The sequence below is a fragment of the Stappia sp. ICDLI1TA098 genome, assembly GCF_054880955.1.
Window position 1 is genome coordinate 1,221,555 of sequence record NZ_JBTZBT010000001.1, and the last position, 26,920, is coordinate 1,248,474.

The 26,920-nt window shown below is 65.8% G+C and carries 19 protein-coding genes; 10 read left to right on the top strand and 9 right to left on the bottom strand.

Annotation, left to right across the window (positions count from 1 at the left end; all coding sequences use genetic code 11):
• Positions 1-120: 120 nt before the first annotated feature.
• Both ACSLUQ_RS05540 and ACSLUQ_RS05545 read right to left on the bottom strand, forming a co-directional pair.
• A complete protein-coding gene (locus ACSLUQ_RS05540) occupies positions 121-1,794 on the bottom strand; it encodes a methyl-accepting chemotaxis protein (protein WP_461807915.1) in 1,674 nt (557 codons plus the stop codon).
• 276 nt (positions 1,795-2,070) lie between these two features.
• Entirely contained in the window at positions 2,071-3,747 is a 1,677-nt protein-coding gene (locus tag ACSLUQ_RS05545) for a methyl-accepting chemotaxis protein (RefSeq protein ID WP_461807916.1), read from the bottom strand.
• A gap of 286 nt (positions 3,748-4,033) precedes the next feature.
• Between ACSLUQ_RS05545 and ACSLUQ_RS05550 the strand changes: the two genes are divergently transcribed.
• From ACSLUQ_RS05550 to ACSLUQ_RS05560, 3 genes are all read left to right on the top strand, one after another.
• Complete coding sequence (locus ACSLUQ_RS05550; RefSeq protein WP_461807917.1) at positions 4,034-4,723, top strand: glutathione S-transferase family protein; 690 nt, start codon at positions 4,034-4,036, stop codon at positions 4,721-4,723.
• Positions 4,724-4,964: 241 nt separating this feature from the next.
• Positions 4,965-5,387, top strand: a complete 423-nt coding sequence (gene ndk / locus ACSLUQ_RS05555; RefSeq protein WP_417774377.1) for a nucleoside-diphosphate kinase — start codon at positions 4,965-4,967, stop codon at positions 5,385-5,387.
• Positions 5,388-5,572: 185 nt separating this feature from the next.
• Positions 5,573-7,654, top strand: a complete 2,082-nt coding sequence (locus tag ACSLUQ_RS05560) for a molybdopterin-containing oxidoreductase family protein (RefSeq protein ID WP_461807918.1) — start codon at positions 5,573-5,575, stop codon at positions 7,652-7,654.
• Between the two features lie 13 nt (positions 7,655-7,667).
• Here the strand turns inward: ACSLUQ_RS05560 and ACSLUQ_RS05565 are convergent, their stop codons facing one another.
• Positions 7,668-8,414 carry a glutathione S-transferase family protein gene (locus ACSLUQ_RS05565; RefSeq protein WP_461807919.1) on the bottom strand — a complete coding sequence of 249 codons (747 nt, stop codon included), beginning with the start codon at positions 8,412-8,414 and terminating at the stop codon, positions 7,668-7,670.
• A gap of 94 nt (positions 8,415-8,508) precedes the next feature.
• On the opposite strand from ACSLUQ_RS05565, the gene ACSLUQ_RS05570 reads away from it, so the two are divergent.
• Entirely contained in the window at positions 8,509-9,231 is a 723-nt protein-coding gene (locus ACSLUQ_RS05570) for a helix-turn-helix transcriptional regulator (protein ID WP_461807920.1), read from the top strand.
• 36 nt (positions 9,232-9,267) lie between these two features.
• Here the strand turns inward: ACSLUQ_RS05570 and purN are convergent, their stop codons facing one another.
• Both purN and purM read right to left on the bottom strand, forming a co-directional pair.
• Positions 9,268-9,933, bottom strand: a complete 666-nt coding sequence (purN, locus tag ACSLUQ_RS05575) for a phosphoribosylglycinamide formyltransferase (RefSeq protein ID WP_461807921.1) — start codon at positions 9,931-9,933, stop codon at positions 9,268-9,270.
• Positions 9,930-11,009 (bottom strand): phosphoribosylformylglycinamidine cyclo-ligase, encoded by a 1,080-nt coding sequence (purM, locus tag ACSLUQ_RS05580; protein ID WP_461807922.1) that lies wholly within the window; start codon positions 11,007-11,009, stop codon positions 9,930-9,932. The genes purN and purM overlap by 4 nt, the downstream gene beginning before the upstream one ends.
• Positions 11,010-11,276: 267 nt before the next feature.
• On the opposite strand from purM, the gene ACSLUQ_RS05585 reads away from it, so the two are divergent.
• From ACSLUQ_RS05585 to ACSLUQ_RS05600, 4 genes are all read left to right on the top strand, one after another.
• Positions 11,277-12,383, top strand: a complete 1,107-nt coding sequence (locus ACSLUQ_RS05585) for an AI-2E family transporter (protein ID WP_461807923.1) — start codon at positions 11,277-11,279, stop codon at positions 12,381-12,383.
• Positions 12,376-13,068, top strand: a complete 693-nt coding sequence (locus tag ACSLUQ_RS05590) for an HdaA/DnaA family protein (RefSeq protein WP_461807924.1) — start codon at positions 12,376-12,378, stop codon at positions 13,066-13,068. Before ACSLUQ_RS05585 ends, ACSLUQ_RS05590 begins: the two co-directional genes overlap by 8 nt.
• 115 nt (positions 13,069-13,183) lie before the next feature.
• On the top strand, positions 13,184-15,403 hold the full coding sequence (locus ACSLUQ_RS05595; protein WP_417774385.1) for an RNA degradosome polyphosphate kinase: 2,220 nt from the start codon (positions 13,184-13,186) through the stop codon (positions 15,401-15,403).
• Complete coding sequence (locus ACSLUQ_RS05600) at positions 15,396-16,922, top strand: Ppx/GppA phosphatase family protein (RefSeq protein ID WP_417774386.1); 1,527 nt, start codon at positions 15,396-15,398, stop codon at positions 16,920-16,922. Before ACSLUQ_RS05595 ends, ACSLUQ_RS05600 begins: the two co-directional genes overlap by 8 nt.
• Before the next feature lie 143 nt (positions 16,923-17,065).
• Here the strand turns inward: ACSLUQ_RS05600 and rnd are convergent, their stop codons facing one another.
• Positions 17,066-18,298, bottom strand: a complete 1,233-nt coding sequence (gene rnd, locus ACSLUQ_RS05605) for a ribonuclease D (protein ID WP_417774387.1) — start codon at positions 18,296-18,298, stop codon at positions 17,066-17,068.
• A gap of 259 nt (positions 18,299-18,557) precedes the next feature.
• Between rnd and aspS the strand changes: the two genes are divergently transcribed.
• Both aspS and ACSLUQ_RS05615 read left to right on the top strand, forming a co-directional pair.
• Entirely contained in the window at positions 18,558-20,342 is a 1,785-nt protein-coding gene (aspS, locus tag ACSLUQ_RS05610; protein ID WP_461807925.1) for an aspartate--tRNA ligase, read from the top strand.
• Between the two features lie 27 nt (positions 20,343-20,369).
• Complete coding sequence (locus ACSLUQ_RS05615) at positions 20,370-22,145, top strand: ABC transporter ATP-binding protein (RefSeq protein WP_461807926.1); 1,776 nt, start codon at positions 20,370-20,372, stop codon at positions 22,143-22,145.
• Between the two features lie 161 nt (positions 22,146-22,306).
• On the opposite strand, the gene ACSLUQ_RS05620 is transcribed toward ACSLUQ_RS05615, so the two are convergent.
• The 3 genes from ACSLUQ_RS05620 to ACSLUQ_RS05630 form a co-directional block, all read right to left on the bottom strand.
• Positions 22,307-24,406: a hypothetical protein gene (locus tag ACSLUQ_RS05620; protein ID WP_461807927.1), complete on the bottom strand. Its 2,100-nt coding sequence runs from the start codon at positions 24,404-24,406 to the stop codon at positions 22,307-22,309.
• A 169-nt stretch (positions 24,407-24,575) separates the two neighbouring features.
• Positions 24,576-25,766: a hypothetical protein gene (locus tag ACSLUQ_RS05625; RefSeq protein WP_417774391.1), complete on the bottom strand. Its 1,191-nt coding sequence runs from the start codon at positions 25,764-25,766 to the stop codon at positions 24,576-24,578.
• 161 nt (positions 25,767-25,927) lie between these two features.
• Positions 25,928-26,836: a sugar kinase gene (locus ACSLUQ_RS05630; protein ID WP_461807928.1), complete on the bottom strand. Its 909-nt coding sequence runs from the start codon at positions 26,834-26,836 to the stop codon at positions 25,928-25,930.
• Positions 26,837-26,920 lie beyond the last annotated feature (84 nt).

A 26,920-nucleotide genomic window follows, 5' to 3' on the forward strand; every position in this document is an offset into this window, starting at 1 on the left:
TGATTGTGGCAAAGCCGGGGTAGGACATGCAAAGGCCGCCGCGGGCACGGTCGCCAACGAAAACGCCGCCGGAGCGTTTTGCCCCGGCGGCGTTTTGTTCTTGCAAGGAAGGGGGAAGCTTCAGGCGGCGCGGACGCCGGTGAGGAAGCTCTCCACCTCCCGCTTGAGGGCGGTCGCATCGCGGTTGACGGCTGCGGCTGCGGTTGTCACGTCGCCGGCTGCGGTCTTGGTCTCACCGGCTGCATGGGAGACGCCGAGGATGTTCTCGGTGACTTCCTGCGTGCCGCGCGAGGCTTCCTCGACGTTGCGTGCGATCTCGCCGGTTGCCGCGCCCTGCTGCTCGACGGCTGCGGCGATGGCTGCGGCGATGGCGTTCATTTCCTCGACGGTCTTGCCGATGGACTGAACGGCGCTGACGGCGACCTGCGTCTCGTTCTGGATGGCGGAGATCTGGGAGGTGATCTCCTCTGTCGCCTTGGAGGTCTGGGAGGCGAGCTCCTTGACCTCGGCGGCGACGACGGCGAAGCCGCGTCCCGCGTCGCCGGCGCGAGCCGCCTCGATGGTCGCGTTCAGCGCCAGCAGGTTGGTCTGCTCGGCGATGGCGGCGATCATGCTGACAACCTGCCCGATCTTCTCCGCTGCATCGGCCAGCCCCTGGATCTGGCTGTCGGTCCTTTGTGCCTCGCCGACGGCCTGAGAGGCGATCTGGGAGGACTTGGAGACCTGGGAGCTGATCTCGGAGATGGAGGAGGAGAGTTCCTCGGTCGCGGAGGCGACGGTCTGAACGTTTGCGGCCGCCTGCTGCGCCGCGGTGGCGACGGTGGCGGAGCTTGCGTTGGTGCCTTCGGCGATATCGGCCATGGAGCGGGCGTTGTGCTCCATGGTGTCGGCGGAGGAGGTGACGGCAGCGAGGAGGGATGTTGCGCTCTCGTCAAAGCGGCGTGTCATCTCCTCGATGCGACGGGCGCGGTCCTCTCGGATGCGCTGCTCCTGGACCTGGGATGCGGAGAGGTCCTGAGCACGCAGCATGCCATCGCGGAAGATCTCTGTGGCGTCGGCCATCTGGCCGATCTCGTCCTTGCGGCCGGCGCCGGGCACGGCGACGGAGAGGTCGCCCTCGGCGAGGTGGCGCATGGCGTCGGTGATCGCGGCGATGGGACGCGAGATGCTGTTGGCCAGATAGAGCGCTGCACCCGCGATCAGCAGGATCAGCGGAACAACCCAGAGGACGGTCTTGATCGCCGAAGAGCGGAACTCGTCGTAGATGTCATCGATGTAGAGCGCGGAGGTGATCGACCATTTCCACGGCGTGAATGCCTTCGAGTAGCCGATTTTCGGGGAGGGGTCGGTCTCGCCGAGGCGCGGATAATCGTAGTCGGTGAAACCACCGCCCTTGATGGCGTTGTCGATGAACGTCTTGATGTAGGCGCTCTTCACCGGATCCTTCTTGTAGCTGTTTTCACCCTCGACCTTGTCGTTCGGGTGAACGATCGTATTGGCGTAGTTCGACTGGTCGTAGTCATGGGCGAAGACGTAGTCGCCGCCATTGAAGCGGATCGAGCGAATCGTCAGTCGCGCGCGCTCCTTGGCTTCGTCGGTCGTCATCTTGCCGGCATCGACTTCCTTGGCGAGTGACTCGACGATGCTGTAGGCGGACTCGACCTGGCTCTGTATCAGAGCGCGACGGTCCTTCATCAGCGTGTTGAAAACGGAGTAGGTCTGGATGCCGACCACGAGAAGCAGGGCGGCCAGCGCTCCTGCAACAAGGACAAGCATTTTTTGTTTGATAGTCATGACCGGCTGTTGCCTCTCGATCCACGGTAGCTGGATTTGAGGCCAAATATTTGAAGTATCCGTAAAAAAGGCTATGGATTTCGAGAGGAATCGCGTCAGGAGAAGTAAAATTTTCGATTTCCGTCGTGGCGCCGCTGCCGCTCACGGAAATGCACGGGCGGCTGCCGTTGATGCCCCACGCATGAGAGCGGGTGGAGTTTTGGTTCCACCAACGAAAAACGCCGCCGGAGCGTTTTGCTTCGGCGGCGTTTTGTTCTTGCAAGGAAGGGGGAAGCTTCAGGCGGCGCGGACGCCGGTGAGGAAGCTCTCCACCTCCCGCTTGAGGGCGGTCGCATCGCGGTTGACGGCTGCGGCTGCGGTTGTCACGTCGCCGGCTGCGGTCTTGGTCTCACCGGCTGCGTGGGAGACGCCGAGGATGTTCTCGGTGACTTCCTGCGTGCCGCGCGAGGCTTCCTCGACGTTGCGTGCGATCTCGCCGGTTGCCGCGCCCTGCTGCTCGACGGCTGCGGCGATGGCTGCGGCGATGGCGTTCATCTCCTCGACGGTCTTGCCGATGGACTGAACGGCGCTGACGGCGACCTGCGTCTCGTTCTGGATGGCGGAGATCTGGGAGGTGATCTCCTCGGTCGCCTTGGAGGTCTGGGAGGCGAGCTCCTTGACCTCGGCGGCGACGACGGCGAAGCCGCGTCCCGCGTCGCCGGCGCGTGCCGCCTCGATGGTCGCGTTCAGCGCCAGCAGGTTGGTCTGCTCGGCGATGGCGGCGATCATGCTGACGACCTGCCCGATCTTCTCCGCTGCATCGGCCAGACCCTGGATCTGGCTGTCGGTCCTTTGTGCCTCGCCGACGGCCTGGGAGGCGATCTGGGAGGACTTGGAGACCTGGGAGCTGATCTCGGAGATGGAGGAGGAGAGTTCCTCGGTCGCGGAGGCGACGGTCTGAACGTTTGCGGCCGCCTGCTGCGCCGCGGTGGCGACGGTGGCGGAGCTTGCGTTGGTGCCTTCGGCGATATCGGCCATGGAGCGGGCGTTGTGCTCCATGGTGTCGGCGGAGGAGGTGACGGCAGCGAGGAGGGATGTTGCGCTCTCGTCGAAGCGGCGTGTCATCTCCTCGATGCGACGGGCGCGGTCCTCTCGGATGCGCTGCTCCTGGACCTGGGATGCGGAGAGGTCCTGAGCACGCAGCATACCATCGCGGAAGATCTCTGTGGCGTCGGCCATCTGGCCGATCTCGTCCTTGCGGCCGGCGCCGGGCACGGCGACGGAGAGGTCGCCCTCGGCGAGGTGGCGCATGGCGTCGGTGATCGCGGCGATGGGACGCGAGATGCTGTTGGCCAGATAGAGCGCTGCACCCGCGATCAGCAGGATCAGGGGAACAACCCAGAGCGCGGTGGAGATCATCTGCGAGTAGAAGGCGCTGTCGACGTCATCGACGTAGAGCGCGGAGGAGATCGCCCAGTCCCAGGGAGCGTATCTGGCGGTGTAGCTCACCTTGGGTGCCGGCTCGCTCTCGCCCAGGCGGGGGAACTCGAACTCGGTGTAACCGCCGCCGCGCCGTGCCGCCTCGACCTGGCCGACGACGAACTCGATGCCGTTGGCGTCCTTCGAGGTCCACAGGTTCTTGCCCTCGACCTGCGGGCTCGGATGGACGATGACCGCCCCCTGCCGAGCCGAGTTTGAATCGATCACGATGAAGTAGTCGCTGCCGTTGTAGCGCATCTGCCGCAGGGAGTTGCGCAGGCTCTCCTGAGCATCGGCAACAGAAATCTTGCCGGCCTCGGCGTCGGCTGCGACCTTCTTGATGAGGCTGAGCGCGGTTTCGACCTGGGTTCTGACCAGGTCGCGGCGCGCCTCCATCATGGAGGTGTAGAATGTGTAGGTCTGGACACCGACGACAAGCAGCAGGGCTGCAAGCGCGCCGGCAACCAGCACGAGCATTTTCTGTTTGATGGACATGGCGGAAAGCGACCTCTGGAACCAAGCGATGCCTCCATCAGCGCGTGAACCTCTGAAATGAATGTAAATTCGGGCGGTAATTGCCTTGAAATTGCCACTTGCCGTTGAGGCAATTTAGAATGATCGCAATCTGTGATTATACTTATTTCCGCAATTAAAATCTCAGGTTGTCAGCATTGAACTCTTCGTGTGCCGTGGCGGAGACCGAGCGGTCGCGCCTTGGCGTATGATGTTCGCGCAGATAGGCTGTCCCACCAAAGCCGAGACCTACAATCGGGAGCCTGACGTGAGCCGTATCCTTTATGAACTCTGCGGGGCCGAAGCCGAGCGCTGCTTCAGTCCTTTTGCCTGGCGTGCGCGCATGGCGCTGCTTCACAAGGGGCTGGAGTTTGAGCGCCGCCCGACGCCCTTCACCAGCATTGCGCGGATCGCACCGGAGGCGGGCAAGACCGTCCCCATCCTCGTCGACGGCGACAGGACGATCTGCGACAGCTGGGCCATTGCCTGCCATCTCGAGGATGCCTATCCGGATCGGCCATCGCTGTTCGGCGGCGACGGCGGGCGCGCGGCGGCGAAGCTCATCGAGAGCTGGGCGAACGCCGCTATCTCGAGCCGGATCGTGCAGATGATCGTCAAGGATATCCATGACATCCTCGCGCCGGAGGACCAGGCCTACTTCCGGGCATCGCGCGAGCCGCGCCTGGGCAAGACGCTCGAGGCCGCGCAGGAAGGGCGCGAGGACCGGCTTGCAGACCTGGCCACCGCTTTGCTGCCGATGCATCTCATGCTCAAGAGCCAGCCCTTCATCGGCGGCGCGGCGCCGATGTACACCGATTACCTGCTTTTCGGCACCTTGCAGTGGGCGCGGGTGGCGAGCCCGTTCAGCCTGATCGATCCGGAAAGCCCGATCGGACAGTGGTTCGAGCGCTGCCTCGATCTCTACGACGGGCACGCGCGCGCTGTGAAGGCTGCCTAGCCGGCTTCGTTTCGCAGTGGCCGGACGTGTGCGGTTCGGCAGAAATCGGCGGGAAATGGCCGGTTGCGATCTTGCGGGGGAACGTGAGCCCCGCTATACGCTAGGCGCGCCGGCGAGGGCCGGAGAAGTTTCACGAAGCCGGCGGCTGAGGATCGCGAGGTCCGGCCGCCGATTTGCGCGCGTGCGCTGCGAACGCGCATTGACGATAACCGCGCATCGACAACAACGGGATTGAACAACAATGGCGATCGAACGCACCTTTTCGATGATCAAGCCGGATGCCACCAAGCGCAACCTTACCGGCGCCATCACGGCGATGCTCGAGGAGGCCGGCCTGCGCGTCGTCGCTTCCAAGCGCGTGTGGATGTCGCGCCGCGAGGCCGAGGGCTTCTACGCGGTCCACAAGGAGCGTCCGTTCTTCGGCGAGCTCGTTGACACCATGACCTCCGGCCCGACCGTGGTCCAGGTTCTCGAGGGCGAGAACGCGATTGCCCGTAACCGCGAAGTCATGGGCGCCACGAACCCGGCGGATGCTGCCGAGGGCACCATCCGCAAGAGCCACGCGCTCTCCATCGGCGAGAACTCCGTGCACGGCTCCGACGCTCCGGAGACGGCCGCCGAGGAGATCTCCTACTGGTTTTCCGCGACCGAGATCGTCGGCTGATTGACGCCGATCCTTCGCAAGACACTGCTGAAGCCGGCCCTTGTGGCCGGCTTCTTCGTTTGTGCGGCGCTTGACAGGCGGCAGGCTCCGGTCAACCTTTGCCGCCCGCCCGGTGCCTCCGGCTTTGCCTGAGGCGTGTACTGTCCGTTCCGGTCCTACCGCCCGTTCCGACCATAGAGTGACGCATGAACGCACCCGTTCTCAAGGCTTCCGTCTGCCCGCATGACTGCCCCTCGACCTGCGCGCTCGATGTGGAGGTCGGGCCCGACGGACGGATCGGCCGGCTGCGGGGGGCGCGAGAGAACGCCTATACGGCTGGCGTCATCTGCGCCAAGGTGGCCCGCTACGCTGATCGCCTCTATCATCCGGACCGGTTGACGCGTCCGCTGCGCCGGGTTGGCGCGAAGGGGGAGGGGCGCTTCGAGCCGGTTTCCTGGGAGGATGCGCTCGATATTGTTGCCGAGGCCTTTCTCAAGGCCGAGGCCGCGCATGGGGCGGAGACGGTCTGGCCGTATCACTATGCCGGGACGATGGGACTGGTGCAGCGCGACAGCATCCACCGGCTGCGCCACGCCAAGGGCTATTCGCGCCAGTTCGACACGATCTGCACCAATCCGGCCTGGACCGGGTACATCGCGGGAACGGGAAAACTCGCCGGCCCCGACCCACGTGAGATCGCGCTGTCGGATCTTGTCGTCATCTGGGGCACCAACGCTGTCTCCACGCAGGTCAACGTGATGACCCACGCCATCACCGCGCGCAAGACGCGCGGGGCGAAGATCGTCGCCATCGACGTCTATCCGACGCAAACCGTGAAGCAGGCGGACCTGGGACTGGTGCTGAAGCCGGGCACTGACGCCGCGCTTGCCTGCGCCGTCATGCATGTTCTGTTCCGCGACGGCCATGCCGATCGCGCCTATCTGGCGGCGTTCACCGACTGCCCGGACGATCTGGAAGCCCATGTGGCGAACCGCCCACCGCAATGGGCGGCGGCCATCACCGGCCTTTCGGTCGAGGAAATCGAGACCTTCGCGGCAATGGTCGGGCGTACGCCGAAGACCTTCTTTCGGCTCGGCTATGGTTTCACGCGTTCGCGCAACGGCACGATCTCGATGCACGCCGCCTCCTGCATCGCGGCTGTGACCGGCGCCTGGCAGCACGAGGGCGGTGGCGCCTTCCACAACAACGGCGCGATCTACACGCTCGACAAGTCGATGATCGAGGGAACGAGCCTGATCGATCCGACGACGCGGCTTCTCGACCAGAGCAAGATCGGCCGCGTTCTCACCGCCGATGCTGATGCCTTGCGCCACGGACCGCCGGTCACGGCGATGCTGATCCAGAACACCAATCCGGTTTCGGTCGCTCCCGAACAGGAGCTGGTGAAGCAGGGCTTCGCGCGCGGGGATCTCTTCGTCTGCGTGCACGAACAGTTCATGACCGAGACCGCGCGGATGGCCGACATCGTGCTCCCCGCGACCCAGTTCCTGGAGCATGACGACGTCTACAAGGGTGGCGGGCATCAGTATATCGTGCTGGGTCCCAAGCTTACCGAAGGGCCAGGCGAAACGCGCGAGAACCTTTACGTTCTCAACGAAATCGCACGACGCGTGGGAGCCGCGGAGCATCCCGGCTTCGCAATGGACGCGCGCGAACACATCGACTGGATGTTGAAGGCCTCGAACTTCGGCTCCCTGGAGCAGTTGGAGCGCGACCGCTGGATCGATTGCCAGCCGAACTTCCGCAAGGCGCATTATCTCGACGGTTTCGCCTGGCCCGACGGCAAGTTCCGTTTCCGCCCCGAGTGGCCGGCGGTTCCCGCCCCCAACGACGGGTTGATGGGCCCCCATGCCGAGATCCCGGCGCTGCCCGACTACTGGGAGGTGACGGAGGCGGCCGACGAGACGCATCCCTTCCGTCTGGTGACGGCGCCGGCGCGCTCCTTCCTGAACTCGACCTTCAACGAGACGGCCGGTTCGCGCGACAAGGAGGGGAGGCCGGAACTGATGATCTCGCCGGCGGATGCCGCGCGCCTTGCCATCGGCGACGGCGACCTCGTGCGCATCGCCAACCGGCGTGGCGCCGTTACGCTGCACGCCAGACATGTCGAGGGACTGAAGCCCGGCGTCGTCATCGCCGAGGGCATCTGGCCGAACGATGCCTATCCGGACGGGCGCGGCATCAACACGCTGACGGGGGCGGACGCCATCGCCCCCTTCGGGGGCGCCGCGTTCCACGACACCGCCATCAAGGTGGAGAAGGCCTGAGGCGCCGGCGAACTCAGGCCGCGATTTCCGCCATCCCGATGAGGTCGGCGGGGATCTTGGCCTTGTCGCCGAAGACCGCCCTTTCGAAGCGCACGACATAGGCCGGCAGCGTCTGGAGCGCCCGCGCATAGGCGAAGAGGGGCGTGTCGCTGGCGCAGGCGAGGATCGCGTAGAGCACGCCGACCACGGCGGCGTCGACGCTCGTCGGGCTGTCGCCCATCAGGAACGGCTTGTCATCGAGCCAGGCCGCGATGGCGTCGAGATCGTCGGCGCCGAAGCGGTAGATATCTTCGCGCGCATGCCGCCCCAGTCCCTGGGTGTGGAGATAGCCTGTCACCTGTCCTCGAATATCGAGAACGGTCTTGCGGCCGGCCTCCTCGGGCAGAGCGCCGAAGGCCGCCGAGATCATGACCTCCTCGCTTGCCGGGTCGATCCAGCGCGAATAGACGAGCACCCAGCGCAGATGCTCCTCGCTCATCCGTCGAAAGGCTTCCGCTACGGCGCGTTCCTGGCCGGTCAGGCGGGCGTCGACCGCGAGACCGTGGTGCTTTTCCAGATGACGCTGGATCAGCGAGCTGTCGGGAACGATCTCATCGCCATCGCGCAGGACCGGCACCTTGCCATGCGGCATCAGCGCGGGATCCGGCGGGATCTTGCGGTAATCCTTCCCGGTCATGGCCACGAGCGCCTCAGCCTTGTAGCCGAATGGCGAGAGGCTGCGGATGCCTTGCGACGTGGGAAAATCGACGAGTTCGAGCATGGCGAAGTTTGCCTCCGGTTGTTGACGGAATGCTTGTAGCGCACCGCTCCTGACAGCATATTGTCAGCATGGAAGGCCATGCGGGAGAGGGATAGTGCGCCGCGCCGACAGACTTCTTCAGATCCTTCAGGTCATCCGCCGCGCGCGCGGGCCGGTCAGCGGCGCGGCCATCGCCGGCGAACTCGAGGTTTCGCTGCGCACGGTCTATCGCGACATTGCCGCGCTCCAGTCGACCGGGGTGCCGCTGCGCGGAGAGGCCGGAATCGGCTATGTGCTCGAGGACGGCTACGACATGCCGCCGTTGATGTTCACGGCGGAGGAGCTCGAGATCGTCATGCTCGGACTGCGCATGGCTCAGGGGCGGGGGGATGCGGCCATTGCACTGACAGCGCGTGATGCCGTCGCCAAGATCGCCGCGGTGCTGCCGGAGGCGCTGCGCGACGGGTTTCTCGATGCGCCGCTTTACGCGCCCTCCGCCGCCTCCCTGCCGCCTGAGCGGATCGAGCTGGCGCGCCTGCGCGAGGCGCTGCGGTGCGGACGAAAGATCGAGATCCTGTATCAGGTCCCGGGGCGCGCCCCGGAGCGGCGGGTGGTCTGGCCGATCGTGCTCGCCTTCTTCGACCGCGCCCGTGTGCTCGCCGCCTGGTGCGAGCTGCGCAAGGCCTACCGCAATTTTCGCAGCGACCGCATTCTGGAGCTGGAGTTTCTCGATGCGCGACCGCCGCGCGCGCGAAGCTGGCTCTACCGCGACTGGTGGTCCAGGGAGATGGCGACGGCGCGGGAGGAAACGGCGGAGCGGGAGGTGGCGGAAGGCTGAACGTATCACGCGATGCGGCGATACGTGGTGCCTGGGTCAGTCGCCGGGAACGAGAAGCGGCGCGGGATCCGCCGCCGTGCCGGAGGTTCGCAGCACGCGCATGCCCTCGACGCGAAGCTCGCCGGAGGCCACCAGGGCAAGCGCCCGTGGATAGAGCGCGTGTTCGACGCCAAGCACGCGGGCGGCAAGCGTCTCTTCCGTGTCGTCGTCGCGCACGGCGATCGCGCCCTGGGCGATGATCGGGCCGTCATCCATCTCCGGGCGCACGAAATGCACCGTCGCGCCATGCAGCTTGCAGCCCTCGGCCAGCGCGCGGGCATGGGTGTCGAGCCCCTTGAAGGAGGGCAGCAACGCCGGATGGATGTTGATCAGCCGGTCGTTCCAGCGCTCCACGAACCAGGGGGTCAGGATGCGCATGAAGCCGGCGAGAACGACGAGTTCCACATCGCGGGAGCGCAGCTCTTCGTCGAGCAGCTCCTCGAAGCGCTGACGCCCGCCATGGCCGCGGTGGTCGACGGTCGCGGTCGCGACGCCCGCGGCTGCTGCCTTTTCCAGTGCCGGCGCGCCGGGCTTGTTGGCAATGACGATGGAGATTTCGGCCGGGTAGGCCGGATCGGCGGCGGCTTCGAGCAGGGCTGTCATGTTGGAGCCGCGACCGGAAACGAGAATGGCGGTGCGCCGGCGCACGGCGGGTACGCTCACAGCGCCAGCGTCCCGTCGAAGATCACCGCCTCGCCGTCGCGGGCCTCGAGCGCGCCGATACGGGTGACGGTTTCGCCGGCCTCGGCGAGCGCGGCGCTCACCGCATCGGCGGCGGCCGCATCGACCGCAATCACCATGCCGGCGCCGCAGTTGAAGGTGCGCAGCATTTCGGACTGGACGACGCCGCCGGTCTTCGCGAGCCAGCCGAACACCGGCGGCACGGCGATGGCCGAAAGGTCGATGCGCGCGGCAAGGCCTTCGGGCAGCACGCGCGGCAGGTTCTCCGGCAGGCCACCGCCGGTGATATGGGCAAGCGCCTTGATGCCGCCACCGGTTGCGGCGATGGCGGCAAGAAGCGGCTTCACGTAGATGCGTGTCGGCGTCATCAGCGCCTCGCCGAGTGTCATGCCCTGTGCGAAGGGAGCCGGCGCCGACCAGTCGAGACCGGAGGCCTCGACGATCTTGCGCACCAGCGAGAACCCGTTGGAGTGAACGCCGGAGGAGGCGAGCGCCAGCAGCACGTCGCCCGGCCCGACATCGGCGCTGGGAAGCAGGGTGCCGCGCTCGGCCGCGCCCACGGCAAACCCGGCAAGATCGTAGTCGCCCTTGCGGTACATGCCGGGCATTTCTGCGGTCTCGCCGCCGATCAGCGCGCAGCCGGCGATGCGGCATCCCTCGGCAATGCCGCTGACCACGTCTGCGGCGATGTCCACGTCGAGCGCGCCGCAGGCGTAGTAGTCGAGAAAGAAGAGGGGTTCCGCACCCTGAACGACCAGGTCGTTGACGCACATGGCCACGAGATCGATGCCGACGGTCGCGTGCGCGCCGCTGTCGATGGCGATCTTGAGCTTGGTGCCGACGCCATCATTCGCGGCGACGAGAACCGGATCGGAGAAGCCGGCCGCCTTCAGGTCGAACAGGCCGCCGAAGCCGCCGATCTCGCTGTCGGCGCCGGAACGGGCCGTTGCCTTGACGAAGGGCTTGATCCGCCGCACCAGTTCGTTGCCGGCGTCGATGTCGACCCCGGCGTCTACGTAGCTCAGACCATTGCTTGGCGGCTGGCTTGCGGCGCTCATATTCTGTGTCTCCGAAAATCCCGTTCACAAGGCGCGCGCATACAAACACAGAAAGTGCGGAATGCAAGCGAAACCGCGCCGCGATGCACAATAGCGCGCCCGGCGGGGGATGGGGGGCGTCGACGAGGGATAGCGGGCAAGACCGGAGCTGGCCGCCTTGACGCCCGGCGGCGGCCCTGCGTATCTGCACAAGGGAAAAAGGCGCGGAACGCTGCGGTTCTCGCGGCCGCACACCGCCCGTATGCTCCGATCTGGGGAGAGCCGAACGTGACCTTGCAAAGACAGATCTATTTCTGGCTGGGGTCGTTCCTTGCCTTTGCCCTCTTTGTTTATCTGTTCAGCCCGATCCTGCTGCCCTTCGTCGCCGGCATGGCGCTCGCCTATCTGCTCGACCCGGTGGCCGACCGGCTGGAAACCTTCGGCCTGCCGCGACTTGCCGCAACGATCCTCATTCTGACGAGCTTCGTCATCGCGTTCATCGTCGTGCTGCTGCTGCTGCTGCCCATGCTCGGCAACCAGCTTTCCGCCTTTCTCGATGCCTTTCCGGGCCTGGTCAACTCGCTCCAGACGCTGGTCACCAACAATCTCGGCGACCGGGTTCTCGGTTTCTTTGGTGCCGGCGGGGAGGAGATGAAGGCCAATGTCGGCAGCCTCATCGGCGAGGGCGCCGGCTGGATTGCCAGCTTTGCCAAATCGCTGTGGAACGGCGGGCAGGCGCTGCTGTCGGTCGTTTCGCTCTTCGTCGTAACACCGGTCGTCGCCTTCTATCTGCTGCTCGACTGGGACCGCATGGTGGAGCGGGTCGACGGCTGGGTGCCGCGCCAGCATCGCGACACGGTGCGCCGGCTGGCGGGGGACATGGACAGGGCGGTGGCCGGCTTCGTACGCGGGCAGGTCAGCGTCTGCTTCCTGCTTGGCACGTTCTATGCCGTCGGGCTGGTCTCGGTCGGGCTCAACTTCGGCCTGCTGATCGGCATCGGTGCCGGGCTTATCAGCTTCATTCCCTATGTTGGCGCGACCATGGGGCTTTTTGTTTCGCTCGGCGTCGCCGCCGTCCAGTTCTGGCCGGACTGGCCGATGATCGCCATCGTCTTGGCGGTCTTTGCCGTCGGTCAGTTCCTCGAGGGCAATATCCTGCAGCCCAAGCTGGTTGGCTCCAACGTCGGCCTGCATCCGGTATGGCTGATGTTTGCCCTGTTCGCCTTCGGCTATCTCTTCGGCTTTGTCGGCATGCTGATCGCGGTTCCGGCCGCGGCCGTCATCGGCGTGCTCGCCCGCTTCGCATTGTCCCAGTATCTGGCGAGCCGGCTCTATGACGGACAGGAGGGGCCGCCCGCGAGCGAGGCTGGCCACATGGAGCACGACGATGCGTGAGATCAAGGACGCGCAGGCCGAGCAGCTGCCGCTGGTGCTGCCGCACGAGGCTGCTTTCGGGCGCGACGATTTCCTGCCCGGGGCCTCGAACCGGGCGGCGCTCGGACTGATCGACGACTGGCCGCGGTGGCCTTCGCCGGTCGCGCTGCTGGCTGGGCCGGTCGGCTCCGGCAAGACCCATCTGGCCCATGTCTGGCAGGAGGCGAGCGGTGCGGCGATGATCGCCGCGCGCGACCTCGGGTCGGCCGACATCGATGCGCTGGCCGCGTCCGGGGCGGTCGTCGTCGAGGATGCCCATGCAGGCTTCGACGAGACCGCGCTGTTTCATCTGGTCAACGCGGTCCGCAATGCTGGCGGATATCTGCTCGTCACCGCGCGAAGCTGGCCTCAATCCTGGGGGCTGACGCTTCCCGACCTTGCCTCGCGGCTGCGCGCCGCGACGCCGGTCGAGATTCTGGAGCCGGACGACGACCTGTTGCGACGGGTGCTGGTGAAGCTCTTCGCCGACCGGCAGATCGATATCGACGCGACGGTGGTGGAGTTTCTGGTTGTGCGCATGGAACGCTCGGTCGCGGCCGCGCAGGATATCGTCGACCGGCTCGACAGGGCGTCGCTTTCGGCCGGCCGCCGGATCACGCGCCCGCTCGCCGGACGGGTTCTGGAGACCATGAGTGCAGGGAACTGAGCCGGGTTCGTGTTTCTCTTGCGACTGATGCAAATCCGTCAAACCATTCCTATAGGGTCGCCGCTGTTGTAAATCAGGTGGAGCCGGCGAGGCGCGCCGGACGCAGGAGGCAGGAATGAACGACACGAGCACCAAGGACACCGCGGCCCAGAGCGGAAAATCCCAGGCGGTGCCGGTGCCGAACACCGGGGACGCTGCCGAGGCGCTTGCCGGGCATCCGAGCCGTTTCATCAACCGCGAGATCTCGTGGCTGCAGTTCAACCGCCGCGTTCTGGAGGAGGCGGAAAACACCTCCCATCCGGTACTTGAGCGCCTGCGTTTCCTGTCGATCTCGGCCAACAATCTCGACGAATTCTTCATGGTGCGTGTCGCCGGCCTGCGCGCGCAGCTGCGCGAGGGGTTCGGTGCGCGCTCCATCGACGGCCTGACGCCGGGCGAGCAGCTCGAGCGGGTCACCGCGGCGGTGCTGACGCTGCAGAACGAACAGCAAAGCGTCTGGCGCGAGATGCGCAGCCTGCTGGCAACCGTCGGCTTCACCATCATTGACGAGGCAGATCTTTCGGCGGCCGACCGGCGCTGGCTGGAAGACTATTTCCTCGCTCATATTTTCCCGGTGCTGACGCCGCTGGCGATCGATCCGGCGCACCCGTTCCCCTTCATCGCCAATCTCGGCTTCTCCCTGGTGCTTGAGCTTGCGCCGCAGAAGGGCGGGCGCGGCATGACCGCGTTGCTGCGCATTCCCTCCCAGCTCGACCGCTTCGTGCGGCTGCCGAGCGTCGACGGCGAGGCGGGCGAGCGGTTCATCACCATCGAGACCGCGCTTGGCCTGTTCACCTCCCGTCTCTTCCCCGGCTACGAGATCCGCGGCCGCGGCGCGTTCCGCGTCATTCGCGACTCCGACCTGGAGATCGAGGAGGAGGCGGAGGACCTGGTGCGGCTGTTCGAAAGCGCGCTGAAACGCCGCCGTCGCGGGTCGGTGATCCGGCTCGAGATCGAGCATTCGACGCCGCAGTCCCTGCGCGAGTTCGTCGCCGATGCGCTGCATGTCGACAATGACGAAGTGTTCCTCGTCGATGGGCTGCTGGCGCTCAACAATCTCTCGCAGCTCGTGTCCATCGACCGCGACGATCTGAAGTTCGTGCCTTACACGCCGCGATTCCCGGAGCGAATCCGCGAGCATGGTGGCGACTGTTTCGCGGCGATCCAGCAGAAGGATCTTGTCGTCCATCACCCTTACGAGTCCTTCGACGTCGTGGTGCAGTACCTGCGCCAGGCGGCCCAGGATCCGGACGTCGTCGCCATCAAGCAGACGCTGTATCGCACCTCCAACAACTCGCCCATCGTCAAGGCGCTGGTGGAGGCGGCGGAGGCCGGCAAGTCGGTGACGGCGCTGGTCGAGCTCAAGGCGCGCTTCGACGAGGAGGCGAACATTCGCTGGGCGCGCGATCTGGAGCGCGCCGGCGTGCAGGTGGTCTTCGGTTTCCTGGAACTGAAGACCCACGCCAAACTGTCCATGGTGGTGCGCCGCGAGCATGGCGAGTTGCGCACCTACTGTCACATCGGCACAGGCAACTACCACCCGATCACGGCGCGGATTTACACGGACCTGTCCTATTTTACCGCCGATGCGGAGATCGGGCAGGACGTGGCCAAGATCTTCAACTACATCACCGGCTATGCCGAGCCGGTGGAGCTGAAGCAGATGATGGTCTCGCCGGTGACGCTGCGTCGCGACATGATGGACATGATCGCGGCCGAGGCCGAGCACGCCCGCGCCGGCCGTCCCGCGCAGATCTGGATGAAGATGAACTCGCTCGTCGATCCACAGATTATCGACGCGCTTTATGACGCCAGCCAGGCGGGGGTGAAGATCGAACTGGTGGTGCGCGGAATCTGCTGCCTCAGGCCCGGAATTCCGGGGCTCTCGCAGAACATCCGCGCCAAATCCATCGTCGGCCGGTTCCTCGAGCACAGCCGCATCTTCTGTTTCGGCAACGGCCACGGGCTTCCCTCGCCGAAGGCGGTCGTCTATATCGGGTCCGCTGACCTCATGCCGCGCAACATCGACCGTCGCGTGGAAACCCTTGCACCCTTGCGCACGCCCACGGTGCACGAACAGGTTCTGGACCAGATCATGGTAGCGAGCCTCAAGGACAACCAGCAGAGCTGGTGGCTTCTCGCGGATGGCGGACACGAACGGATCCGTCCCGGCCGCGGCGAGAAGGCGTTCAACGCCCACCAGTACTTCATGACCAACCCGTCTCTTTCCGGGCGGGGCAAGTCGCTGCGCAGCAACAGTCCAAAATCGTTCTCGGAGCCGGTGTCGCGTGGCTGATGCGCTGTCGCATGAACTGGTGCGCGGGCGGCTGAACGGCAGCGGCCCGATCGCAGTCATCGACATCGGGTCGAATTCGATCCGGCTGGTCGTCTATGAGCGCAACGCGCGTTCGCCGACGGTCCTCTTCAACGAAAAGGTGTTGGCTGGTCTCGGTCGCGGCGTTGCCGCGACCGGTCGGCTTTCGGAAGGGTCTGCGGCGCTGGCGCTGAACGCGCTCGTGCGCTTTCGCCGGTTGTGCGACCAGATCGGCGTCGTCGACCTGCATATCCTCGCGACCGCGGCCACGCGCGACTCGGAAAACGGCGCCGGCTTCATCGATGAGGTGGAGCGGACCTGCCGCGCCAAGGTGCGGGTGCTTTCGGGTCGCGACGAAGCGCGCCTCGCGGCGCTCGGCATCGTCTCCGGCATCTGGAAGCCGGACGGCATCGTCGGCGATCTTGGCGGCGGCAGCCTTGAGCTCGTCGAGCTTAAGAACGACACGGTCGGACGCGGCCAGACATTGCCGCTTGGCGGTATTCGCCTGCAGGAAGAAGCCGAGGCCAAGGTCGCCAAGGCGCAGAAGCTCGCCGAACAGGCGCTTGCCGAGGTGGATTGGCTTCCCATCGGTGCGGGCAAGTCCTTCTACGCCGTCGGCGGGACCTGGCGATCTCTCGGTCGGCTGCATCTCTTCCAGAACGGCTATCCGCTGCATGTGATGCACGATTACGCCATCCCGGCGGAGGAGGCGATCGAGTTCTGCCAGCTTGTCAGCCGGCGCGATCCCGACAGTCTCGACAAGATCGAGGTCGTGTCGCGGGCGCGCCGCGCGCTGCTGCCCTACGGCGCGGCGGTGATGGAAAAGGTGCTGCGCCGGACAAAGTCCTCGCGCGTGGTGCTTTCCGCCCTTGGTCTGCGCGAGGGGCTTCTCTACGATCTCATGTCGGAGGAGATGCGTCGCCAGGACCCGCTTGTCGAGGCGGCGCGCGAGCTTTCGGTCCTTCGCTCGCGCTCGCCCGCCTACGGCGAGGAACTGATCGCCTGGACCGACCGGCTGTTTCCCTCGGTTGGCATCGACGAGACCGAGTACGAGCGTCGCCTGCGTGCCGCCGCCTGCCTGCTCTCCGACATCGGCTGGCGCGCCCATCCCGACTATCGCGGCGAGCAGAGCCTCAACATCATTTCCAATGCCGCCTTCGTCGGCATCGATCATGCCGGGCGCGCCTATCTGGCACTCTCCGTCTTCTACCGGCATCAGGGACTGGTGGAAGACGCCCTCGGACCCGGTATCCGCGAGCTCGCCCACACGCGTCTCAAGGACCGCGCCCGCATCCTCGGTGGCGCGTTGCGGCTAGCCTCGGTGCTCAGCGCGTCCGTCGCAGGCATTCTGCCACAGATCGACGTGAGCGCCGACAAGGGCGAGGTCGTGGTGACCCTGCCCGGAGAACTCGTGGCGCTGCAGGGCGAGAGGCTGTCGAAGCGGGCGAACCAGTTCGCCAGGCTTCTTGGCCTCAAGGCCCGCATCGACCCGCGCCCCTGACGACGGGGCTCATCCGACGCCTTCCTTCTCCGGCGCCAACTTTGTGGCCATGCCTCGAATTGGGTTTTCGTAATCTGTAAAAAGCAAAGCCCGCCAGGATGTTCCGGGCGGGCTTTGCTTTTTTCGTTGAAGAGTGTGATGCGCTATTGAGTGGCGACGGCCTTGGGCTTGTTGCCGCGGCGCTTGCGGCCGCCGTCCTTGGCGGGCTGGATCACCTCCACCGGCTCGCCCTGTTCGACGGCGACGACACGCCGGCCGTTGAAGGCCAGCGCCATCTCGCCGCGTTTCAGCTTGAGAGCCGCCTCGCCGAAGAGTTCGCGACGCCAGCCGGTGAGGGCTGCGACATCCGCCTCGTCGCTGGCGGCGATCTTCTCCAGATCCTCCACCGTCGCGATGACCTTGGCGGCGACGCCATTGGCCTCGCTGGTCAGCTTCAGGAGCACCTTGAGGAGGTCGACGGCCGCGGCCGAGCCGTCCGGCGCCGATCGCCCCTTGGGGACCTCCGGCAGCTCTTCCTTGGGGATCGCCAGGGCGCGCTTCACCGCGCCGAGGATATCCTCGGCCGTGCGCGAGCGCTCGAAGCCGCGTGGGATCGTGCGCAGCGCGGCCAGTGCCTGGGCGTTGGCCGGTTGCTGGGCGGCGATCTCATAGATCGCGTCGTCCTTGATGATGCGGTTGCGCGGCACGTCGCGCTGGTGCGCCTCGCGCTCGCGCCAGGCGGCGACCTCCTGCAGCACGGCAAGCTCGATCGGCTTGCGCACTCTGAGCTTCAGGCGCTTCCAGGCATTCTCGGGGTCGGTGCGATAGGTGCTTTCCGACGTCAGGATCTCCATTTCGTCGCCGACCCAGTGGGAGCGGCCCTGTTCGGCGAGGTTCGCCTTGAGGAAATGGTAGACGTCGCGCAGGTGCGTCACATCGGCCAGCGCATAGGCCAGCTGCTTGTCGCTGAGCGGCCGGCGGGCCCAGTCGGTGAAGCGCGACGACTTGTCGATGTGCTCGCCGGTGACCCTGTGCACGAGCTGGTCGTAGGAGATCGAATCGCCGAAGCCGCACACCATCGCCGCGACCTGAGTGTCGAACACCGGATGCGGGATAAAGCCGCCGAGATGATAGATGATCTCGATGTCCTGCCGTGCGGCATGGAACACCTTCACCACCGTCTCGTCGCGCATGAGCTCGAAGAAGGGTTCCAGATCAATACCGTCGGCTAAGGCGTCGACGATCACGGCTTCATCCATGCTTGCGATCTGGATTACGCAGAGCTTGGGCCAGAAAGTGGTTTCGCGGAGGAACTCAGTGTCGACCGCGACAAAGTCATGGGTGGCGAGGCGCCGACAGACGTCGGCGAGGTCCTTGGTGCTTGTGATAATATGCATGGTGATCGCGACATATATCTTATGCTTGCCCGCTTGTCGCCACGAAAGCGCCGCGAAACCCGCGTGGCAGGCATTCCCGTCGGGGAGGGCTTGGTGGAGCAGGCCGGTGGGGGGTGCAAACTGTGCCGCGACCTTGACTTTGTCGCGCCGGCGTGGCTTGTGCACGGCGCGCCGCTGATGCGGCGGCTGGCGGCATCTCGCCGTTCAGACGACGCAAATCCGCGCATTCCTGAGTATCTGACCGGCCATCGAGGACGACATGCATCGCTATCGCAGCCACACATGCGGAGAACTGCGCGAAACCCATGTGGGGCAGCCCGCGCGCCTCTCGGGATGGGTTCATCGCGTGCGCGATCACGGCGGTTTGCTGTTCATCGACCTGCGCGATCATTACGGCATGACGCAATGCGTGGTCGATCCCGATTCGCCGGCGTTCAAGCAGGCCGAGAGCGTGCGCGCCGAATGGTGCGTCCGCATCGACGGCGACGTGAAGAAGCGCACCGATGAGACGATCAACGAGACGCTGCCGACAGGCGCGATCGAGATCTTCATCCGTGAGATCGAGGTTCTCGGCGCGGCGCGCGAGCTGCCGCTGCCGGTCTTCAACGAGCCGGACTATCCCGAAGATATCCGCCTGACCTACCGGTTCCTCGATCTGCGCCGCGAGACGCTGCACGAGAACATCATGACGCGCACGCGCATCATTGCCTCGATGCGTCGCCGCATGGGCGAGGGGGGCTTCACCGAGTTCCAGACGCCGATCCTGACGGCCTCCTCGCCGGAAGGTGCGCGCGACTTCCTCGTGCCGTCCAGGCTGCATCCGGGCAAGTTCTATGCGCTGCCACAGGCGCCGCAGCAGTTCAAGCAGCTGCTGATGATGTCGGGCTTCGACCGCTACTTCCAGATCGCGCCGTGCTTCCGCGACGAGGATCCGCGCGCCGACCGTCTGCCGGGCGAGTTCTACCAGCTCGACGTGGAGATGAGCTTCGTCGAGCAGGACGACGTGTTCTCCACGATGGAGCCGGTGATGCGCGGCGTCTTCGAGGAGTTCGCCAACGGCAAGCCCGTGAGCGAGACGTTCCCGCGCATTCCCCATGCGGAGGCGATCGCGAAATACGGCTCCGACAAGCCTGACCTGCGCAACCCGATCGAGATGCAGAACGTCAGCGAGCATTTCGCCGGCTCCGGCTTCAAGATCTTCGCGCGCATGCTCGAGGACGAGAAGAACGCCGTGTGGGCCATTCCCGCGCCCACTGGCGGCAGCCGTGCCTTCTGCGACCGGATGAACTCCTGGGCGCAGGGCGAGGGCCAGCCGGGCCTGGGCTACATCTTCTGGCGCGAGGAAGGCGAGAGCGTCGAGGGCGCCGGTCCGCTTGCCAAGAACATCGGTCCGGAACGCACCGAGGCGATCCGCACCCAGCTCGGCCTGAACGCGGGCGATGCCTGCTTCTTCGTTGCGGGCGATCCGAAGAAGTTTTCCGACTTCGCCGGCAAGGCGCGCACGCGGGCGGGCGAGGAGCTCGATCTGGTCGACCGCGACCGTTTCGCGCTCGCCTGGATCGTCGACTTCCCGTTCTTCGAGTGGGACGAGGAAGAGAAGAAGGTCGAGTTCGCGCACAACCCGTTCTCCATGCCGCAGGGCGGGCTCGAGGCGCTGGAGACCAAGGATCCGCTGTCGATCAACGCCTTCCAGTACGACCTGGTCTGCAACGGCTACGAGATCGCGTCCGGCTCGATCCGTAACCAGTCGCCCGACCTGATGGTCAAGGCCTTCGAGAAGGTCGGCCTGTCGAAGGCCGACGTCGAGGAGCGTTTCGGCGGACTCTACCGCGCCTTCCAGTATGGCGCGCCGCCGCATGGTGGCATGGCCGCCGGCGTCGACCGCATCGTCATGCTGCTGGTGGGCGCGAAGAACGTGCGCGATGTCAGCCTGTTCCCGATGAACCAGCAGGCGCAGGACCTGCTCATGGGCGCGCCGTCCGACGTCTATCCGAAGCAGCTCCGCGAGCTTCACATCCGACTGAACCTGCCGGAGAAGGGCTGAGGCCCGGAGGGCGCGGAGGCGGCCGATATGCGCAAGCGTCTCGAAGCCTGGCTGTTTTCCGATGCTGATGGCGCGCTCTCCCTGATCCGTCGTCTGGTGTTGGAGAACGTGCGCCAGTTCGCATGGCGCTATGCGCTCGCCTTTGCCTGCATGGGGCTGGTCGCCGCCTGTACCGGGGCCAGCGCCTGGGTGATGCGCGACGTCATCAACCAGGTGTTCCTGGAGCGCGACGCGGGGATGGTCGGGGCCATCGCGGCCTTCGTCTTCGCCGTCTTCGCGCTGAAGGGGCTGGCCACCTATGGCCAGCTTGTCCTCCTCGGGCAGATCGGCAATGCGCTCGTTGCCTCCGCGCAGAAGCGCCTGTTCCGCTCGATCACCAGCCAGGATGTCGCCTTCTTCGAGAGCTCCGGCGTCGGCGATCTCGGAACCCGCCTGTCACACAACGCCAACGCGGCGCGCGGCGCCCTCGACCTCGTGGTCACCGCGCTTGGGCGCGACGTGCTGACGGTGATCTCGCTGGTCGTCGTCATGGTGGCGCAGGACCCGCTGATGAGCGCCATCGCGCTGCTGATCATGCCGCCTGCGATCCTGGTTGTCGGCAAGCTCGTGCGCCGCGTGCGGCGGGTGGCCAAGTCGCAGTTCGTTTCCATGACGAACATCCTGTCGATCACCCAGGAAACGATATCCGGCATTCGTATCGTCAAGGCCTTCGCCGTCGAGGCGCGCATGCGTCGGGAGATGGACGCGGCGATCTCCGACGTGGAGCGCCAGGCCAACAAGATCACCCGGCTTTCGGCCCGCACCTCGCCGGTGATGGAGACGCTCGGCGGCATCGCCATTGCGCTGGTCATCGTCTACGGCGGCTATTCCGTCATTGAGCTTGGCAGCGATCCGGGGGCGTTCTTCGCCTTCATCACGGCGCTGCTGCTGGCCTATGATCCGGCCCGCCGGCTTGCCCGGCTCAATGTCAACCTCACCGCGCATCTGGTCGGCGTTCGCCTGATGTACGAGGTGCTCGACCGCGAGACGGCGGAGCGCGAGGCGGAAGCCCCCGCGCCCCTCGCGGTCACCGAGGGGCGCGTGCGGTTCGAGAAGGTCGCCTTCCGCTATGGCGAGGCCCCCGCGCTCGACGGGCTCGACTTCGAGGCGCGAGCGGGTGAGGTCACGGCGCTGGTCGGGCCGTCGGGCGCCGGCAAGTCGACGGTGTTCGCGCTTCTCGAGCGCTTCTACGAGCCCGATGCCGGTCGCATCGTCATTGATGGGCAGGACATTCGCGGCGGGTCCATCGCGGAGCTGCGGTCGCAGATCGCGCTGGTCTCGCAAGACACGTTCCTGTTCGACCTTTCGGTGCGCGACAACATTGCCATCGGCCGGCCGAGCGCGAGCGAGGAGGAGATCCGTCAGGCCGCGCGCGAGGCCAATGCGGACGAGTTCATCGCCGGTCTGGATTTTGGCTACGACACACGTGTAGGCGAAGGGGGCGGGCGTCTTTCCGGTGGGCAGCGCCAGCGTATCGCCATTGCCCGCGCCATCCTCCGCGACGCACCGATCCTGCTGCTCGACGAGGCGACTTCGGCGCTTGATTCCGAAAGCGAGGCCAAGATCCAGGCCGCGCTTGCGCGCCTGATGCGGGGCCGTACCACGCTTGTCATTGCCCACAGGCTCGCCACCGTGCGTGAGGCGTCCCAGATCGTCGTCATGAACCGCGGTCAGGTTGCCGAGCGCGGCACCCATGCCGAGCTCTTCGCGCAAGGCGGACTTTACAAGCGCCTCTGCGATCTCCAGTTCAGCGACGCCGGCTGAGCCGCCGCCTTTTCGACCGGGCAGGGCAGCACCACGCCGCACGCAGACATGAAAAGGCCCCGCCGGAGCGCTCCGGCGGGGCCTTTTCACGTTTGTCGTTTACCCGCAACCGGGCAGAGAGTGCATCGGCCGGGCCGTCAGGCGACCCGGCCGATGCCCGATCAGTTGCCGTTCGCCTTGGCGGAAAGGCCGAGAACCTCGGGCAGCGAGGCCGGAGTCGTTGCCGCCAGACCGAGGATCATGGCCGCCGGAACGGGCGACTTGGGTGTCATCTCGATCACCAGTTCGTCGGGCGAGACGAGGAAGCTGCGCAGCGCACCGTCCAGGCTCTTCGCGAAGGGCGAACCCTGAATCGGACCAAGGCTCGCGGTCGCCTGATCGGCGAGAGCGCCAGCGAGCGCCTCGGCCGGGACCCCGACGTCGTCCGACTGCAGTTCCAGATAGGCGGCGATCAGCCTGGCGTCGCGGATGCTCAGGCGGGCCTGCTTGAGCGTCGCGGTCGCCACGGCCGCCTGTGCCTGCTCAGGGTTCTCGAAGACGATCCGGGGGATACCGCCGAACGCGGCCGTCAGCTCGACCTCTCCGCCACCTTCGACGCTCATCTTCAGCGGTTCGAGCATCAGGTCCTTGCTGTCCTCGTCCCAGTGCAGGCGAATGTGGTCGTCGTAGTTGATCTGCTTGATGCCGAGCTTCGTGAACAGCTTCTCGGCGGTCTCGTCGTCCAGCAGTTCCAGGGGCAGGCTGGCGCCTTCGGTCTTGATCTCGATGCTGGTCGGGATCGGGTCGATGAAATCGCTCATCGCCAGCGTGTAGCTGTCGAGGCGGACCGGACCGGGCATTTCGTCGCTCGAGATCGCGAGACCCTTCATGTCGATGCCGCCAAGCATCGGCATCACGGACAGGATTTCGGTGATCGAGGGCTTGCTCATCTTGGTGGCGATGGCGAAGCGGAGATAGGATACCAGCGGCGCAAGCCTCAGGTCGGTCATGTGGAACGAGTCGAGGTCAAACTTGCCGTTATGCTGCTTGCTGGTGACGGCGACGCCCTCGATGCCGAAGGCACCGACGCCGCGATAAGAGGCCTCCTTCAGCGACATCTTTTCAACCGTGCCATTGACCTCGTCCGAGGTGACCTTGAGCGAGGACACCTCGCTGCCTGCCACGGAAAACTCCTGCAGCACGCCGAGCGCGCCCTCGACCAGCGGCATGACGCCGGCTTCGTCCTGCGGGAGCGTGCCGAGCGCGGCCTGATCGAGGAACGTGCCGAGGTCGAACGGCGTCACGTCGCTCGGCAGGCGCGTGTCGTCCACGGTCACGGCGTCCACGGAGATCTTGGCGAAGGGCGCATCGATCTTCATGCCGTCGATGGAGATGGCCTCGATGATCGTCTCGCCGACCTTCTCGTCGGCCGGAAGCACGGCGAAGGCGCGCAGAATGGGGCGAATGTCGGATCCGGTGATCACATAAGGACCGGTCTCCTGGGTGAGCTTGAACTCTGTGTCATCGCCGCTGCCGGCCGGTGACACGTGCCGGCTTTCCGAGAGGGTCCGCTCTATGCGCTGCTCGCCGATCCGACCGTCGAGCATGTCCTTCAGCGAGACCTGCTCATAGCGTTCGCTGGAAAAGGCGCCGTTGGGAAGCTCCGACTTCATCTCGACCAGACGCGCGGACGAGCTCTTCACGACCGCTCCGAGCATGGTGCGGACCGCCGGGAAGAAGCGGCTGACAGGATGGGCGTCGTCCGGGGCGATGGTGACATAGGGCTGGAAGTAGCCGGTCGTCACCGCGTCGAACTGCGAGCCGGAGAACTTGAAGGCTTCGCGCGCGCCGTCGTCCGTCACGCCGCCGGACAGCTCGAAGGTCATCTCGCCGGGCTGCTCGAGGCGGTTGACGAAGACTCCGTTCTTCCGGGTCTCGACGCCCTGCAGACGGGCCTCGGGAAGAGAGAAGCGGATGTCGATGTCGATGTCCTTGCCGGCGATGTTGAACGCAAGGTCCCAGCCGAACTTGATATCGCGCACGGTCGCGTCGGACGGCGCGGTCTCGACGATTTCGCTGTATTCGGCCTGGGTTGCCCCATTGGCCTTCATCCAGGCGAAGTACCCCTCGATCGCATCGCGCGCCGGATTGGCGAGCGCCGGCGTCGCGAACTGGACCGTCGTCAGCAGAGCTCCGGCGAGCGTTGCCGTCACGGGGGCGAGGCGTCCGCCGATGCGGCGGCGCGGGGTGTGGGCAATTGCGCCCTTTGTTGAAGCTGTCATGTGAACGCTTCCCTGTTTTGCAGGTTCATTTGGGGACGTCAGCGACCAGACCGGCGAGGGGCTCGCCGGCCTGTATCTGCGTGCTGAGTCATCCAGGCGCCGCGGCGCCTGGACGACGTGTCCCGGAGGGATGTTCGGAAGACCGGCTTCCGAAACGGATACGTGCCTGTCAGTCGGCTTTCGGCTGGTTTGCCGTGATCGTGACGTTCAGGATGTCCGGGAGCATCTGCGGGGCCATCATCGCCGTTCCCATCACCTGGGCGAAGGGGAGCGGCGTGGAAGGGGCGGCCACCGCGGCGAAGGACTTGGGCTCGTTCAGGAAGGTTGTCGCCGCGCTGGCGATCTTCTTCTGGAAGTCGACGTTGTTGACGACCGACAGCAGCATCGGCAGCGCGCCGGTCAGCTGTCCGACGAACTCCGCGCGCGACACGCCGGAGGACTTGGCCTGGCTCTCGAGGAGGCGGTCGACGAGCGAATCATTGTCGAGGCGCATGCTCAGGCGTTCCAGCGTGAGGCTCTGCATGAGCGCCATCGCCTGCTCGGGGTTGTCCTGGGAGGCGTCGAGCTTCTTGACGATCTCGCGGGTCAGTCCGCCGATGGCAAGCGAGGCGCCGAGGGTCCCTACTTCCGTGCCGCCGACCGTCAGATCGCTGACCAGCAGCTTGCCGCTCTGCGGATCCCAGTCGGCCGCGAAGCTGCCCGACAGGGTGAGCTTGTCGTAGCCGAGGTCGGTGAGCGTCTTCTTCTCCTCGTCGTCGAGCGAGGCGGCGGAGATCTCGACGCCTTCGATGGCGAGCGAGCCGGAGGTCGGCAGGTCGCCGTCCATCTCGTCGATGGTGGCAACGACACTGGCGATCGGGATGAGCCCCTGCTCGTTGGCGTCGATGACGATGCCGGTGAGCTCGGCGCGCGAATAGGACGGAGCGATGCCGTCCGCCGAGCCGGCGGCCTTCACTGTCTCGGGGGAGGGCATGACCGGATCGTCGATGGAGATCGACTTGACCTCGATCCTGACCGTCTCGTCGCCATCCTTGCCGTCGACGGTGACGCCGGACATGACCATGCTGTCGGCATTCAGTCCGCCGGAAGCGGGCAGGACACCATCGGTGATCACGGTGGTACCGACGATGAGCTTGGCTTCGTTGCCCTTGTCCTTGATCAGGGTCTCAAGGCCCTTGATCGTGACCGCGCCGCCCGCTTCGGACACGCCGTCCTGAACGGTGACCGTGGCATTTCCGGCCTCGACGATCGCCAGGAACCGGTCGGCGATCTCATTGCCCGTCGGCTCGAAGGCCAGCGCGGGCGACACCGCGAGCATCGGGCAGGCGAGCGCGATCGCGAGCGCTGAACGGGGGGCCATGTGCATCATTCAATCATCTCCGAAATTCGGGTTTCCTTGCACCGCTCCCTGCCTGCGGTCGCGCTAGATTGCGTCAATTGCCGCGCGCGAACAACCCGCGCGCGAACAGGCTCGCCCCAGCCCCGGGCGATGCGTGGCGGCAAGGTGATCACGGACAATGTCTAAACCGTGACAGTGGAAGACTTTTCCGGCCATTGCGCGATTGCCTCGGCGACCCTTGCCTCGGTCGGCATGCTGGCTTCGTTGCCGAGGTGCTGGATTGCATTGGCGGAGGCGCCGCGGGCAAAGCGGAAATGCGCCTCCCAGCCCGCCTCCGGGCGGGCGAGAAAGTGGTGGATATAGGCGCCGTGGAAGATATCGCCGGCGCCGTTGGTGTCGATGATGCGCTCGCTGGGCACATCGAGCGCGGGCATGTGCTGGTTTGTGCCATCGCCCTCATACCAGTGCATGCCCTCGTCGCCGATGGTCACGGCGCCGATGCGGCAGCCCTTGGAGCGCAAGTAGTCGAGCGTGTCGGCGATGCCGAAGCCGAGCTGCTCGCAAAAGCGCGCCGAGACCACCGCGACGTCGATCAGTTCCAGCAGGTCTTCGGTGCCGGGGCGCACCGCGCCGCCATCGAGCGATGTCAGGATGCCGCCGGCGCGGCAGGCTCTGGCATAGTGCAGGGCCGCGTCGGGCATGTGGCCATCAAGATGCAGTGCGCGGCAGCCGTCGAGGTTAAGCGGCTGCCAGGGGTGCAGGTAATCGTCGTCGCGGCAGCGCACGATGGCCCGTTTCCCGTCCTTCGGCATGATGAAGGAGAGGGAGGATTCGCGCACTTTCCGCCCGTGGATGGAGATGCCGTATTTTGCCGCCATGTCGAGGAACATGCGCGCCAGCCAGTCGTCGGCGAGCGAGCACATGATGTCCGGGCGCGAGCCAAGGCTGGCGCAGGCGAAGCCGGCGGTGACGGCATTGCCGCCGAAGCTGACCGCATAGTCGCGGGCGATGGTTTTCTCGTCGCCGGTCGGCAGTTCGTCGGTGAGAAAGGTGATGTCGATATAGGTCTGGCCGATGAACAGTGCCTGCATGGATTTCCTCTTGCTGTCCGGGGCGGGGCCGGTATCCCGAGCGGGGCGGGAGGGGCGGCGCGAGCCCGGATTTCCGGGACCGCA

What these genes read in the sequence shown, in the direction of transcription:
- ACSLUQ_RS05540 (WP_461807915.1), bottom strand. Translation starts at nt 1,794, where the DNA reads ATGACTATCAAACAAAAAATGCTTGTCCTTGTTGCAGGAGCGCTGGCC.
- ACSLUQ_RS05545 (WP_461807916.1), bottom strand. Translation starts at nt 3,747, where the DNA reads ATGTCCATCAAACAGAAAATGCTCGTGCTGGTTGCCGGCGCGCTTGCA.
- ndk (WP_417774377.1), top strand. Translation starts at nt 4,965, where the DNA reads ATGGCGATCGAACGCACCTTTTCGATGATCAAGCCGGATGCCACCAAG.
- ACSLUQ_RS05560 (WP_461807918.1), top strand. Translation starts at nt 5,573, where the DNA reads ATGAACGCACCCGTTCTCAAGGCTTCCGTCTGCCCGCATGACTGCCCC.
- ACSLUQ_RS05565 (WP_461807919.1), bottom strand. Translation starts at nt 8,414, where the DNA reads ATGCTCGAACTCGTCGATTTTCCCACGTCGCAAGGCATCCGCAGCCTC.
- purM (WP_461807922.1), bottom strand. Translation starts at nt 11,009, where the DNA reads ATGAGCGCCGCAAGCCAGCCGCCAAGCAATGGTCTGAGCTACGTAGAC.
- ACSLUQ_RS05590 (WP_461807924.1), top strand. Translation starts at nt 12,376, where the DNA reads ATGCGTGAGATCAAGGACGCGCAGGCCGAGCAGCTGCCGCTGGTGCTG.
- ACSLUQ_RS05595 (WP_417774385.1), top strand. Translation starts at nt 13,184, where the DNA reads ATGAACGACACGAGCACCAAGGACACCGCGGCCCAGAGCGGAAAATCC.
- rnd (WP_417774387.1), bottom strand. Translation starts at nt 18,298, where the DNA reads ATGCATATTATCACAAGCACCAAGGACCTCGCCGACGTCTGTCGGCGC.
- aspS (WP_461807925.1), top strand. Translation starts at nt 18,558, where the DNA reads ATGCATCGCTATCGCAGCCACACATGCGGAGAACTGCGCGAAACCCAT.
- ACSLUQ_RS05615 (WP_461807926.1), top strand. Translation starts at nt 20,370, where the DNA reads ATGCGCAAGCGTCTCGAAGCCTGGCTGTTTTCCGATGCTGATGGCGCG.
- ACSLUQ_RS05620 (WP_461807927.1), bottom strand. Translation starts at nt 24,406, where the DNA reads ATGACAGCTTCAACAAAGGGCGCAATTGCCCACACCCCGCGCCGCCGC.
- ACSLUQ_RS05625 (WP_417774391.1), bottom strand. Translation starts at nt 25,766, where the DNA reads ATGGCCCCCCGTTCAGCGCTCGCGATCGCGCTCGCCTGCCCGATGCTC.
- ACSLUQ_RS05630 (WP_461807928.1), bottom strand. Translation starts at nt 26,836, where the DNA reads ATGCAGGCACTGTTCATCGGCCAGACCTATATCGACATCACCTTTCTC.